This is a genomic window from Pseudoalteromonas luteoviolacea S2607, from assembly GCF_001625575.1.
Lineage (GTDB): Bacteria > Pseudomonadota > Gammaproteobacteria > Enterobacterales > Alteromonadaceae > Pseudoalteromonas > Pseudoalteromonas luteoviolacea_E.
Window position 1 is genome coordinate 23,004 of record NZ_AUXV01000010.1, and the last position, 14,143, is coordinate 37,146.

Sequence of the window (14,143 nt, forward strand, 5' to 3'; positions counted from 1 at the left end):
AGTTAGCTTAGTTATGGCAGTAACGCACTAAGAGATGGTTTTTAAAAAATGCAGTATTCAAAGGCTCTTTGGTTGCCTTTATAAGTAATTCTTCAGTAGTGTAAATACTTGCGTTTTGCCAAACATGCGTCTTTAGCCAGCTATATATGGGTGAAAAGTCTTCACTTAAAACAAGTTGATCGATATCGAGTGATTGCGCCATTGAGGCTCTAAATTGGGCTGCATACATTGCGCCTAACGTATAGCTTGGGAAGTAGCCAAAACTACCATCAGTCCAATGGATATCTTGCATACAACCATCTTTGTAATTTCCTTTGGTTGATATACCCAAAAGCTGAGTCATTTTAGCATCCCAAAGTTCTGGGATATCATCGCTCTGGATATCACCATTTATCAACGCTTTTTCAATGTCGTATCGTAAAATAATGTGAGCTGGGTATGTAACTTCATCTGCATCTACCCTGATAAGACTCGGTTTGACTTGTTGAAGTTGTGTCTTTAATTGGCCTGCGGAAGCTTGCGTTGCATGTTCTGGGAAATAGGCTTGCACTTTGCGGCTCAACAGCTCGATAAATGCATCACCGCGACCAATTTGCATCTCGTAGAACAGCGACTGAGATTCATGGATAGCCATTGAGCGCGCTTTACCGACGGGTAAGCCTTGATACTCCTTAGGTAAGCTCTGCTCATAACAAGCGTGCCCGGTTTCATGGATAACACCCATCATGGCGTTTAAATACTCAGATTCGTTGTAACGCGTTGTGATGCGAGTATCTTGGCTGGTGCCGCCACAAAAAGGGTGCACGCTTTTATCTAAGCGGCCATGATTAAAATCAAAGCCCAAAAAAGCCATCAACTCATTTGCGAGCTTTTCTTGGGTTTGCACAGAGTAGTTCATCACAGATTGTCGTGAATCTGGTGTTTTGGCTTGCTGTATGATCTCAGGGAGCCAAGAGGTTATCTCGCCAAACAAGACATCAAGTTGGGCCGATGTCATACCAGGCTCGTACAAATCTAGCATGGCGTCATAGGGAGTAGAATCAATTTGCGCCGCGCGAATATTGGCTTCTTCTTTACTCAAAGATACTACTTGCGCAAAGTTCTTGCTGAATCCTTGCCAATCGTTCTGTTTCCTTTGAGTGCGCCATTGGTGTTCACACTTCGCACCTGCAAGGCTTTTTGCTTTGACCAAATCAGAGGGGAGCGCCGTTGCATGCAGCCACGTACGTTTCATTTCACGTACACTCGCTTTTTGTTGCGCACAAAGCTGTTCATTGCTGGCCTTATCGATTAATTCGGCTAACTCTTCAGCAGTGTGTAATTTGTGGAGGTGAACAGCGAGTTCTGCCATAGCTTGTGCTCGACTCTCGGCTCCTCCTGACGGCATATTAGTTGCCTGATCCCAGCCACAGATTGCTCTAAGGTGCTCAAAGTTATCGATAGATTGGTAATGAGCAACTAGCTTTTGATAATTTTTCATAGATGTTACTTAATCTCTTCGGCTACTTCCGCAATTTTTTGACGAAGCCAAATATGACTTGCATCGCGATGCAGTAGTGGGCTCCAAATCATATCAAGCTCAAATGGCGGGATTGGAAACGGAGGTTCTAATATTGCGAGTGAAGGGTCGTCTTTGTATATATTGGCAGCCTTAGAAGGGAGTGTCGCAACTAAGTTCTGCTCTTTAGCCAAATGTATAGCAACATGGTAGTTACGTGTAAATGTAGCGATATTTCGATGCTTACCAAAATGAGCTAAGGCTTCGTCAACCCAACCTAATTTTTGGACGTCCTCAGGATCCATGCCGACACCAACACCAAAACCAGTTTTACTTACCCAAATATGCCGAGCTTTTAAATAAGCATCGAGTGTAAAGTTGTCTTTGATGGGGTTATTTGATTTTACTAAGCAGCAAAAGCTGTCTTTCCAGATTTGTTTATGGTGAAAAGACTGAGGCAAATTTTCGAATCGGTTTATGGCCATATCTACTTTGCCATTTTCTACATCATGAAAGGTCACATCGCTAGGTGTCAAAATATCAAGTGTTGTATCTGGCGCTTCGTTGTGTAACTTTGCCAGTAGCTTAGGCGCAAGTGTACTTGCCGCGTAGTCGCTGGCCATAATTCTAAACACGCGCTTACTTTGACTGGCTTCAAATTCACGATTTGGCGCTAAAGTTTCCTCGAGGGTCATAAGGATCCCGCGAATAACTGGCTGTAATTCCAAGGCGCGCTCTGTGGGTACCATCCCTTCACTGGTACGCACCAATATTGGGTCATTGAAAAGGTTTCTAAGCCGCTTGAGGCCATTACTCATCGCAGGCTGAGTAATACTCAGCTGATTGGCGGCTCGAGTTACATTGCACTCTCGCAAAAGAGTGTCCAAATAAACAAGCAGGTTTAGGTCGATTTTACTGATATTCACAGTGATCCTTTATTCTTATTGTGCTGTCCAAACCTCTGATCTTGGGGGTACGGAAATACATGTTTCGTTATATGCTGCTGAATGTTGCGCTGCGCTTGCTGCCAATAATCAGGTGTCAATAATTCTGGGTGGAGGCGTTCAAATATAGATTTGAGTTTAGGGTTAGTTAGAACAAAAGTACATAGCTGTTCTGGAAATACGTCATTTGGCGCAAAAGATAGTGTACTTTCCCCGCAATACAGGTCATTTAATGACGTTTTTGGCAGAGCCTTGAAGTTCATCTCGGTGAGGTATTGTACTTCGTCGTAGTCATAAAAAATAACACGTTTATGGCGACTAACACCAAAGTTCTTGAGTAACATGTCTCCTGGAAAGATATTGACATGCAGCATTTCTTTAATTGCATGACCATAGTCATCAATTGCATACTCGATTTCTTCGTCAGATGCGTCTTGTAAGTATAAATTTAGCGGCGTGATTCGGCGTTCAATATACAAATGTTTGATAACGATAAATTCATCATCTTCAATAATACTGTCACCCAGCTTATCCCTCATTAACTCAAGGAGTTGGGGCTCTATTTGACTCTTTTTAATGACGACGTTTGAGTACTCTAGCGTATCAGCCATTCTGCCAACTCGATCATGATTCTTAACCAGTTGGTAGCGTTCTAGGACAGTATTTCTGCCAAAAGGTTTACTCTCAGCAAAGCGATCTTTTATGACTTTAAATACATATGGAAAAGTTGGCAGAGTAAAGACTAACATCACCATGCCAGGCGTGCCTGGCGCTATACAAAATTGTTCAGCATGACGTTTTTGGTGGCTCAGAAATGCCCGGTAGAACTCTGTCTTTCCATGCTTGTGGAATCCAATAGAGTTATATAGCTCGGCTTGAGTTTTACTCGGCATGAGTTGGTTCAAAAACCCCACCATAGCAGAGGGAGCATCTGTCTCTACCAAGAAGTAAGCACGGGCAAAGCCAAATATAAGGCTCATTTGAGTGCCATTGGTAACAAGTGCATCAATTTTCAATTTGCCATTAGGGTGATGCAGCACTGCGATGATAAATGGTTGTGTTCCTGAGCTTGAAATGACCCTGCCGACGATATATGCACTTTTATTTCTATAAAATGGGGATTTTAGGATGTCAAAGCGCATTTTGAAGTGCTGGTGGTGAGTATCTGGTGCTTGTTTTATAAACGCTTTTTGCAACAAGCGAATATCACCCTCTAAATCATTAAATTCACATACAAAATTTATATTAGAAATGATTTTATGAATGGTCGGTTTTAAACCATTAACAACTGGAAAGTAACTTCTATACTCAGCTTCAACGGGCAGGGGAGTTGTATCTTCTAAGGAACTTGTGACAAAAATAAAGTTGTTATTGAAATAGCTGTGATGGAAGAGTTGGCAAAATACGGAGTTATAAAAGGTTTCGGCCAGTTCTGCTTGAGGGTGAAATGTAAGTAACGCGATATATGCCTGTTTTACTTTATACCAAAGCGCTGTATTTACCTGAGGCGAATTGAAATGCAATCGTAATATCTTGACCGTATCTGTCACTCGCTCATCGTAATGGCATATTCTTGATTTGTTTACTTTTTCAATCACATGCCACTGCTGGGTTGCAAATGCTTGAGGTACTTGAGCGGTGATATTTTGAAATAGCGAGTAGTGCTTTCGGAACCCGGCAATAATCAAAAAAGCAATTTCTTGAGGATCCATGTAGCCTCCTTGCAAGCTATTTTGCATACTGTCTCAATTGACGATAACGTAAACTATACGTTTACTGTCTGATTCAATTAAACTTTTGACTACTCTAGCTTGAAAGTTCGCCGAATGGCAATATTTAATAGCAAATTAACACAACAATAGTGTGTAATTATTACAACCTTTCGAGCTTAAGTTTATTAGCTCGAAAAAGGTGGGGAGTAGGAAAGGGGGTTATTCCATCCTTTTGAGCTTCTTTTCAATTTGGGCAATTTCTTTATTTAAAACTTTAACTTGTTTCAAATAATCTTTGTTAATTGATTTAAGCTGTTGTTTTACATCTTTGACAGTTGCCTTGCGCTTCTCGTCGTCCATTAACCTTGTGACTCTACGCTGTTGCTCTCTTGCCGCTTCGTCTCGTTTTCTTCCTAAGATGGCGGCGTGTTGCTTTTTAGCGCGTAATGCATTTTTTAAGTTACGCACAATTTGGCGTCTTTCGAGCTCATTGAGCGTTTTAAAGTGCTGCTCTGAAGGTACTTTTGCTTGAGGGTCTGAGTGCGTTAGTGTTAGCTGTTGTGCTGAGCTAGAGCAAGGGTGCTGGCTAAATACAGTACTTTTATCAGTAACGCATTTATAATAGGTAACAGTAGATTTGGCACTACAAAAAAGGGGGAAGAATAATAGGAGAAATAATCGAAGTAGTGTCATTGCAAAAGCATCCTTGTTGTTACCTGTTTTCTAAATATAGACGACAAAGAATAAAATGGCAGCAATGATGAAGACAGAAAGTTAGGCCCTTTATAATAGCTGTCTTTTAGGAAAATATTAATAAAACACCCAACCTATAAGCTGGGTGTTTTACCGGTAAATTGCTTAAGTCGCTTGATACTCTGCACAAGGAAAGGGGTATCTAGCTTTTGCTCAATGTGAAACCCTTCTTTTGCAGATATTTGCTTGTGGCTGCCATCATGGTTAACCAAAATAATGCGGTCTTTTTTGTATGCAATTAACACACCCTGAGAATAATTAACTCCTTGGTTTACCGACTCCGAGCCAATGACGTTTCCGAGCATTGTCTGCTGTGCTAATTGACCACATCCAAAATGCTTATCTAGTAAAGTCATAATAATATCATTACCTTGCATCAGGCCACTGTGTTCTGAAAAGTAAGGTAAATTAGTATGTAAGTTCGTTTGAGTTACAATTGACTTATCATTGCCTTGTTCAATGACAATGTAGTTTTGATTGTCATCAAACTCCGGTAACTTGTCACTAAACAAAAAGCGTATTTGGCCATCATTTACGTCCTGTTTGAGGTAATCAAACGGCACTTCACCCACGAGAGAGAGCGTATCTGATGTATTCCATACTGGGGTTAAACGTCGCTCTGTGACTGTTGTACGATAATAGGCTGGAAGACCGTACACTAAATTGAAGTTCCGGTCCAAATGATTGGTCGGCACTAAGAGTTGTGAATGTGTAAACCACCGTGGATCCTCAAAAAGACCTTCGTCATTATCGAGCTGCTCAGTCATAACGACTATTTCTACCGGTGCTGCGTCAAACTTACAAGCTGGTAGATTTGTCGGCAACTGGTAGTTGGAAGTCGCATTTTCCAAGCGCACGGTCCTTGCTTGCTGATACTCATTTAAATCGAGAAGTTCGTGCCTTGCGAGCAATGTTTTGGCTGTTGTGGGGTAAGACAGAGGCAACACATTATCTTGTTTTGTAATATCAAAATAATTATTAGCATCAGCCCAAACGTGCATAAGGTGGCTAGTGGCGAAGCAACTAACTAATACAGCCGTGGCATATTTTGGAAACCGGTAAGACTTTAATTTGTCTAAATGCCGCCAAGCATGGTTACCAACAATCAGCTCAAACGCCAGTATGATGATGACTAAAAAGATGATAAACAAAGCGGTTGTGATAGACAAACCGTTTATCATACCCACTAATAACGATGCTATCTCTGGCAAGGATTGCACGCTAATATGGTACCCTTGTTGATAATACACAAAGGCATCGAGACATAAAGTTAATATCCCTACAGTAGCGATAATCGCAGCCATCCCCCGAATATGCCTTGGGTAAGGAAACACGAGGCTTAAAGGGAATACTGTGAGCACAAATGCGCAAAAAGTAATGAAGCTGGTATGACTTAGCCAAGTGACAATCATATAAACCCAGCCACCAAAACTATTTGGTGCAGAATCCGCTGCCAAGTAGGTCAATGCTATGAGGAGCACTAACCCTATATTGGCAAAGGTAAACCAGTGCCCCCAACTGAGTAGTTGGCTCGCTTTTGACGAAAAAGGACTGTGTGGTGTGAGATTCATTCCGTTATTTTACCGATTGAATAAGCGCCTTGGCGAAGTTTTCAGCAACTTCCTGTCTTTTAGCTTCTGGCACATGTTCTTTTAAAATGTGCGTGATAGAATTTCCTAAACACATTAGACTCAAATCGACAGGTGTTTTGTGCTCTTGGAGTACATTGATTAAACTATCAACAATTTGTTCTACTTGTTCATTGGAATATTTAGACTGAATTGGCATCGGTTGGTTCAAATTAATAGAGTTACAATTCTTCATATTCTAACACCAGAGGCGTTAAAAACAAAGATGAGCATTGAGGTGAAAAAGCTTGTTGTACATTATGTAGACAAGCGTGACGAAGAAACAGAGATCCATTTACGTGAAGATGAAATGGTGATTAACGACCGTGTAAATGTTTTTATTGAGCAGTTGCATCACGCATATAATGGTAAACCTGGTAAAGGTTATTGTGCATTTGACGGTGATAAAAATAGTACGGTAGCTTCTGCAATGCAAAGCTACCGTAATAGTGAGCTTGGGTTTTGGCATATGACCCAGCAGGCAACAGAAGTCCTAAAAGAAGAGCTAAATAAATATGCGTTTCATGAAACAGGCTATTTAGTATTTTGCCATTATCAGTATGTTGGGTGCGATTATATGTTAATTGCTCAAATCAGTATTAAAGAGCATTATTCGATTACGTCAGAGCTAGATTTAGCGAGCTCAAGGCACCTCGACATTTCCCGTATGCAATTGGCAGCGCGTATTGATCTGACTGCTTGGGATACTCAAGCTGATGAGAACCGTTACATCTCGTTCATTAAAGGGCGAGCAGGGCGCAAAGTTGCAGATTTCTTTTTAGACTTTTTAGGTTGTGCTGAAGGTGTGGACCCAAAGCAACAGTCGCAGACGATGCTGCACGCAGTAGAAGACTATTTGTCTGAGCAGCAGTTTGAAAAAGCTGAAAAAGATGTAATACGCAAAGAAGTATTTGATTATTGTAATGACTGTATTAATAGCGGTGAAGATGCGGATATTGAAGGGCTGTCGGACACGCTATCAAAGTCGTCAGAAGTTCAATTTGAAGACTTTTATAAGGAGCAAGGTTACGAGCTTGAAGAGTCATTCCCCCTGGATAAAAAGACTGTTACGGCAATGGTGAAATTTTCTGGTATGGGTGGCGGTGTGAGCGTTGGATTTGAGCGTAAGCACTTAGGCGAGCGAGTAATATATGATCCTGTAAGTGACACACTTACAATTAAAGGCGTGCCACCAAACTTAAAAGATCAGTTAGAAAAATACTCTCAAGAGAATTAAAAAAGGCCTTAATGGCCTTTTTTAATTTTAAGATTTGCCTGAAACGACAAATTCGGCTAGCTGTTGCCCAAGCTTATCGGCGAGTTTACCCATCGCATTACTTTTGGCAGTGTCTTTAAAACTAGAAGCCGCTTTTACCTTTGCATTAAAATGGGCCTTTTCTTCGCCAGCTTCTGTAATCACTAAAAAGCTCTCGGCGAGACTATAATAAGTGCCCGATTTCTTCATGTCTTGCCAGTCGACACGAAATTGCAGCGCAAAGTCAGCGCCTTGGTCGGTAATTTTAATACCTTGGCTGGTCAGGGCACGCGCAAGCAGATCCCTAACTTTGTTATGTTCACTTTGGTCAGCTGCAATACTAAAACTAATATTATTGAGTATTTTGTCAGCCAAAGCTTGTTTGGTGCGAACTGAGTTCGGCACAGTTACGTGTGGTGCTTGCAACATTTGCAAGTATTGATTCAGTTTGTCACGCTTAACAACTAACTCTTTTAATGCGACCGCACGCTTTAAGGTCAGTGTTTTATTAGCCGCATGCTCTAAATTAAATTGCGAGATTTCATCATCTAGTCCATTGATTGAAAGTTCGGTTTGCATAACGGCTTCAGTGCGATTGAAAGCGGCCAATGCATATGCAGTCTGTTGTTGAGTGTTAAAGTACTCATCTTCAATTTTTACACCCTGGAGCTGAATGTTAGGTACTTTTGACTGAATTAACTCATCAATATGAAAAGTCATCGACTTATCATCTGCTTGCTGCTTTATGGTCGTATTGGCCGCAATGGTAACATTCAATTGCTTGGCCAGTGCTAAGCGTGCAGACTCTTGTGCTGCGAGTTTTGCTTGTTGCTTGTCACCCGTGTTTTGAGCCGTACCAACACCATAGACTAGGTAATTGGACGTTGGTGTCACAGAGGTCCACTGAGGTGCAGCGTTTACTTGCGTTTGACTAGCAGAGTTTGATTTACACCCAGTGAGTACGGCGACGCTCACCAGTGCCGCCAATAACGATTTAGAAGCCAAAACGTGAACGTTCCTGCAATTTTTGAATTTTCTTTTGTCCATTCCATACCTCACGGTTTGTTGTCATGTCGATTAGGCGCAGGTCAACTTGATAAAAAGTTACGCGACTACCGCCTTGCTCATCAACAAATGAATTGATGGTGCCAGAAAGCGCGTAGTCTGCTCCTTGCTCTTGGCCCATCTCATTTTGCGTTTCTAGGCTTGAGTTAAGCTCTTGGTCTTTTCGTTCATCGCGGATCTCGCGTCTAACGTCTTTATTGGCAACGAAATCGGCTTGGCCACTACGTAAAATTGAACGCTTTAGATCGTTTAAGAACGTGTCTACTGCAATATGTTGATGTGACTTATTACGTACTGACTGAATGATGATAGCAGGTCTTTGACCTTCTTTTTGTAAGTGATCGTTAACCCAAGGGAAGCTAAGCATGTCATTGATCATGGCTTCTGCAACGAGTTGAGAATCCTTTCCATTCCATTTGTCAGATAATGCAACCTCTTGATTTGCATCTACTCGTTGCACTTTGGTTGACGAGCAACCTGAAACAGCAAGCGTACATGCGATAACGAGTGGTGTGATTTTTAACAAGGTATTATTACATTTCATAACATTTTTCCATTATAAAAAAGTTGAAACTGGAGCAGTGACTCGTGACTGCTGCAAAAATGTGCGAGTGTGCCATAGAGTGATATTGTCCGACACATCCACAGCTGCTGATTGTTCGATCACTCTTCCTGATGTGAGGTGAGTTTTCAAAGTGATCTCGTAAGTACCTTTATCTAACGGTATTTGCGCATAATTGATTTGTGCAGGGAGTGATTGCCACTGCCTTAGATCAGCTGAAGCGGTTACTGCGTTTACAACAGAGGTGGCAAACTTAGCAAAGCCTGCAAATGACTGATCTAAGCCTGTCGCATTAATGGTTTTCTGTGCGGTTATGGCTTTAATGATTTCTCTTGTAAGCGCGACCTGTATTTCTGAGTTAGCATTTCTTAACGCGTCTTGAAGGGTCAGCAGGCTGACCGAGTATATTTTGTCTAACTCTGCTGCTTTTTGACCGTTAACCCATACCTCTGCGCTTTTTATTTGTTGCTGCAAAGGTTCTAAGTAAGTTACAGAGATACGGCTGCCGTATTCTAAAGCTTGGATCAAGCCAATGTCTTCTGCGTCATCCCAAAGCGGGCCCAAAGGAATTCTCTTCGTTAGTGCACCCATGGCGACGTCGCCAATATCACCCATTGCGTAGTTTTGTACCATGTCAAAAATACTGGTGTCGGCAAATAACATTTGAAACCATCTCATTTGTGCTTTACGTTCTTGACCAGTCCCCCATAAGATGGGAGTCATGACGAGTGCTTTTGCATCATGATCTGCTTTAAGAAGTAAATTAAATTCTTTTCGCTGTGGCCCAATGCCTACATTTTGAATAACATTGAGTAAAGGCTTTTTGTCTGCCTTCACTGCTTTTCCAATTTTTTTGTTTATTTGGCGAATTTCGCTTTTATATCCACCCGCATCAGTCATAACTCGAATTAAGTCCGCATACACTTGGGCGATAATTTTTTTATTGTCTAAATTGTATTGCGTTGCAAAACCGTTCTCAAAAGCTTTGGCTGCTCTTTGGTATTGTATTCGAGCCGAGTCTAGCTCACTACTTCGCTCAAACAACATGCCACTTATGTAATGTGCAAAGGCATCATCTTTATAGTCGATATTGACCAATAAATCGTTGGGGGCAAATACAGGCTGGAGTAATCTGAATATTTGGTTCGTCAAATCATCCGAGGTTGGCTCCTCAGCAGATGTTTCTTCATAACCCCCGGTTTCGTTTTTTAAGTTAACTAAGTATGTATCAAGCTGCCTCATTTCGACCATTGCAGAGTCGAGGTATTGCTGCTTATTTGGTCCTGCTTGATTAGCTAATGCATTATAGTTGAGTGCTTTGTATAAGTTTATTAGGGGTCTATGATAGACCTTGCCAGCATAGGTGGTATATGTAGGGCCGCTGACCAACGCAACAGCTGACTCTACAACACTGATGGTATATTGTGCCTCAATGATTTCTTGAGCTTGAGATAAAAGCGTGTTGCTGCGCTCGTAGTTTCCCTGTAAATGATTAAGCATACCCAATTCTAGGTAATGTAACAGCTTGCTTTTTCCTGTCGCTGAGTAATCATTTCTAATCGCCTGTTTTGCAGACTCGAAATTTCCTTGCTGCGCCAAAAGAATCGCACTTTTGTTCGCAGGTGTAGATTGGCAGCCTGTTAGCAGCGCCAGTAGTACGATGCTACTGGCGAGAAAAAAATGAGAAATAACACTAGATTGCACTTTGACATCCATGACTTGTTAAAAACATATCGGTGACTATACCAAGTAATTCAGTTATATTGTCTCCAAGTTTAAGATTTTTTTAGTTTTTTTAAAGAACAAAGTTGTAAAAAATCGTTCTTACAATTTATTACTGTAATTGGCCCAGCCTTTTGATAAATTTAAATCATCGCTTTAGGCAATTAATCTGACGAAGGAAACCACCATGAAACTTAAATCGCTACTTACAACAGTGCTTGTTACAGGGATATTGGCAGGATGTAGCTCAACAAAAGAACAGTCTGCCTCCCAGTCAAAAGTGAATATTCCTGACTGGGTATTAAACCCGACAATAGAAAACGGGATCGCAGCAGCAGATTGTGTAAAATTTTCTGGTAACATATCCATTGACCAAAAGAGCTCAGTTGCAAATGCGCGTTTGGCACTAGCGCAACAAATCGAAACACGTATTGAAGGTTTAGATAAGACTTTCGCAAATCGCACAGATGCAAATGATGAAACAACAGTAGGTTCAACATTTAGCTCAGTATCAAAGCAGCTTACCAAGCAAACGCTTCGTGGTTCTCGCGTAAATAAAGCAGATGTTGTAGAGATTGCTGGTAAAGATTACTACTGTTCATTGGTTGTATTGTCACCACAATTAACTCAATCTTTGTTCAAAGATGTGATCAAAGAGAGCAAAAAAGATATTAATCCACAAGATGAAAAGTTCCTTTATCAAGAGTTCAAAGCATATAAAGCTGAGAAAGATCTTGAAAAAGAAATTGCTAGATTGACCAACTAATAAAGCGCGCCTTTGGGTGCGTTTTTTGCTTGTAAGGATTAAAAAGTGAAAAAAGTACTAGCATTAACAGTGTTGTCTCAGCTTGTAATTGGGGCGTCTTATGCTAACAGCGCCTCACCTTTTGATGAACTATCAAAAGAAATGGAAGGTTATGATAGCAAGGCTCAAACTTTACCTGAGAATGCCGAGACGAGCAGCGAATTTGAACAGTTCAAAGCAGCACACTTGGGAGAATACGAGCAGTTTGTGGAGCAACACTTAGCTGAATATGATGCCTTTAGAGATGAGCTAATCAAGCACTGGGGCGAAGCTAAGGTTGCGTCTCGTAATGAGTATGTCTCCTATTCCGAAGATAATTTGTCTAGACTTGAAATTGACTTCGAAAATAATGAGTTAACTTTAAGTATTCGCCATGATGGCGAAGGCGCCCCTTCGGATTCTGACATCAAGCGCGAGTTCGAGCGATTTAGGCAGTCAGAAAATGCGGTACTACAGAGCTTTTTAAATGGTGAGCCAGCAAAGATCAGCGAAGCTTCCCAAGATGCATATAACATAGACCGAAATCTCAAAGTTAATGCAATTATTGATGCCAAGGCAAAGATAAAGCAGCAGACAATTGAGCAAAAGCAATTGTTAGACAAAAAAGCGGATGCAAAGCTCGCACTTGCACAAAGCGATGCAAGTGAAGTGGTTGAAAAGCTAAACGCAGATAAGGCTAAGTTAGAGCAGCTGGAAGTTAAACGCATCCAAAATTTGGCACAATCAGTCAGACAAATAGCCGGTCAAAATGACGAAAAAGTAACTAAGGTCACAATTAAACTGCCACAAGGCAGTTTAGCTAAAAAGCGTGCATCTCATTACACTGAGCATATTTCGAAGCAGAGTGAACGCTTTGCTATCGATTCGAGCTTGGTACTCGCTGTGATGCACACTGAAAGCCACTTTAATCCACTTGCCAAGTCACACATACCTGCATATGGACTCATGCAAGTCGTGCCTACGAGTGCCGGTGTCGATGTGAATCGGTTTTTATTTAAGATTGATGCACCAATGAGTGCTCCCTACCTATTTGTCGTCAACAACAATATTGAGGCAGGGACTGCATATTTGCATTTACTTAATGACAGGTATTTGCGTAACATCAAAGATCCAGTTAGCAGGAAGTATTGCATGATAGCGGCATATAACACTGGTGCTGGTAATGTAGCGCGTGTGTTTAATAGTGATGGCTCGAGAAATATTAATAGGGCATCTAGAGTTATTAATTCAATGTCACCAGAGCGGGTCTTAGAAGCGTTGCAAAGTGGTTTACCTTATGACGAGACTAAGCATTACTTGAAAAAAGTATTGAAAACTGAAAAGTTGTATATTTAGCGAAACAATTCCTTCTTACTTTTACACCAGACTGTACTTACCTGTTTCCTAGTACGGTCTGGTATTACAATCCTCAAAACTCTTTGGCCTTTTCATCACATAATTGTAGTAGGCAAAGGTGATGTTTTTTCTTCTATTTCACCGACTAGAGGTCGGATAACCACTTCGAATTGTGCATACAAAATAGTGACCTTGTAACTTGCGACTAACTTTTGCAGCTTGGATAAGCTTCTTGCAAAGAAATGGTTTATGGCAGAGGTACTTAAAATAAAAAACCGACCACATGTGGTCGGTTTCTTCATCAGCATTCAGAGTGCTTTTATTCGACAGGTGCTGGAGACGCCATTTGCGCGCTTGCACGTGCCGTAGGTGCTTTAGAACCTGCACCTAGGCTGCTAGAACGGATTATAGTACGTAATTCGTCAGGCATTGCGTTAGGTGTGGTGATATTTTCAGGCTCGTTGCTTGGACTCGCTTTGGCCATTGGTGATGCTGCACTTCTATTGAAACGCACACGCTCAGTAGTCTGACTACTTGGTTCTACACTTACAACTTCAGCCGGCTCAACGCTCACTTCAGCAACAGGTGCTTCTGCTTGTTCAGCCACAACAGGCTCAGCAACAGGTGCTTCTGCTTGTTCAGTCACAACAGGCTCAGCAACAGGTGCTTCTGCTTGCTCAACCACAACTGGTTCAACAACAGGTGCTTCTGCTGGTTCAGCCACAGCAGGCTCAGCAACAGGTGCTTCTGCTTGTTCAGCGACAACAGGTTCAGCAACAGGTGCTTCTGCTTGTTCAGCCACAACAGGTTCAGCAACAGGTGCTTCTGCTTGTTCAGCCACAACAGGCTCAGCAACAGGTGCTT

The 14,143-nt window shown here is 41.5% G+C and carries 12 protein-coding genes and 1 pseudogene; 3 read left to right on the top strand and 10 right to left on the bottom strand.

The features are described 5' to 3' along the window. Nucleotides 1-7 precede the first annotated feature (7 nt). The 6 genes from N480_RS07875 to N480_RS07900 all read right to left on the bottom strand — a co-directional run bounded on the left by N480_RS07875 (nt 8) and on the right by N480_RS07900 (nt 6,695). The gene (locus N480_RS07875) at nt 8-1,480 is read right to left on the bottom strand and encodes a carboxypeptidase M32 (protein ID WP_063371973.1); all 1,473 of its coding nucleotides are present in this window, start codon (nt 1,478-1,480) and stop codon (nt 8-10) included. 5 nt (nt 1,481-1,485) lie between these two features. Further along, complete coding sequence (locus N480_RS07880; protein ID WP_063371974.1) at nt 1,486-2,424, bottom strand: LysR family transcriptional regulator; 939 nt, start codon at nt 2,422-2,424, stop codon at nt 1,486-1,488. Next, nucleotides 2,421-4,154, bottom strand: coding sequence for a bifunctional isocitrate dehydrogenase kinase/phosphatase (gene aceK / locus N480_RS07885; RefSeq protein ID WP_063371975.1), 1,734 nt, complete (start codon nt 4,152-4,154; stop codon nt 2,421-2,423). Before aceK ends, N480_RS07880 begins: the two co-directional genes overlap by 4 nt. Before the next feature lie 219 nt (nt 4,155-4,373). Next, nucleotides 4,374-4,847 (bottom strand): hypothetical protein, encoded by a 474-nt coding sequence (locus N480_RS07890; protein WP_063371976.1) that lies wholly within the window; start codon nt 4,845-4,847, stop codon nt 4,374-4,376. Between the two features lie 134 nt (nt 4,848-4,981). Next, entirely contained in the window at nt 4,982-6,478 is a 1,497-nt protein-coding gene (locus N480_RS07895) for a DUF3413 domain-containing protein (protein ID WP_063371977.1), read from the bottom strand. A 4-nt stretch (nt 6,479-6,482) separates the two neighbouring features. Further along, nucleotides 6,483-6,695 carry a DUF1414 domain-containing protein gene (locus N480_RS07900; protein ID WP_063371978.1) on the bottom strand — a complete coding sequence of 71 codons (213 nt, stop codon included), beginning with the start codon at nt 6,693-6,695 and terminating at the stop codon, nt 6,483-6,485. Nucleotides 6,696-6,761: 66 nt separating this feature from the next. Between N480_RS07900 and yejK the strand changes: the two genes are divergently transcribed. Further along, nucleotides 6,762-7,772 (top strand): nucleoid-associated protein YejK, encoded by a 1,011-nt coding sequence (gene yejK / locus N480_RS07905; RefSeq protein WP_063371979.1) that lies wholly within the window; start codon nt 6,762-6,764, stop codon nt 7,770-7,772. Nucleotides 7,773-7,799: 27 nt separating this feature from the next. Here the strand turns inward: yejK and N480_RS07910 are convergent, their stop codons facing one another. The 3 genes from N480_RS07910 to N480_RS07920 are packed head-to-tail and all read right to left on the bottom strand — an operon-like array spanning nt 7,800 to nt 11,121. Further along, nucleotides 7,800-8,795, bottom strand: a complete 996-nt coding sequence (locus N480_RS07910) for an LPP20 family lipoprotein (RefSeq protein WP_063371980.1) — start codon at nt 8,793-8,795, stop codon at nt 7,800-7,802. Next, entirely contained in the window at nt 8,785-9,399 is a 615-nt protein-coding gene (locus N480_RS07915) for a penicillin-binding protein activator LpoB (protein WP_063371981.1), read from the bottom strand. Before N480_RS07915 ends, N480_RS07910 begins: the two co-directional genes overlap by 11 nt. A gap of 12 nt (nt 9,400-9,411) precedes the next feature. Then, on the bottom strand, nt 9,412-11,121 hold the full coding sequence (locus N480_RS07920; protein WP_231102238.1) for a hypothetical protein: 1,710 nt from the start codon (nt 11,119-11,121) through the stop codon (nt 9,412-9,414). Between the two features lie 205 nt (nt 11,122-11,326). Between N480_RS07920 and N480_RS07925 the strand changes: the two genes are divergently transcribed. Both N480_RS07925 and N480_RS07930 read left to right on the top strand, forming a co-directional pair. Further along, nucleotides 11,327-11,905, top strand: coding sequence for an LPP20 family lipoprotein (locus tag N480_RS07925; protein ID WP_063358336.1), 579 nt, complete (start codon nt 11,327-11,329; stop codon nt 11,903-11,905). 45 nt (nt 11,906-11,950) lie between these two features. Continuing rightward, entirely contained in the window at nt 11,951-13,279 is a 1,329-nt protein-coding gene (locus tag N480_RS07930) for a murein transglycosylase domain-containing protein (protein WP_063371983.1), read from the top strand. Nucleotides 13,280-13,598: 319 nt separating this feature from the next. Here the strand turns inward: N480_RS07930 and N480_RS25600 are convergent. Next, nucleotides 13,599-14,143 (bottom strand): annotated as a pseudogene (locus N480_RS25600) (ribonuclease E); the annotation flags it as partial.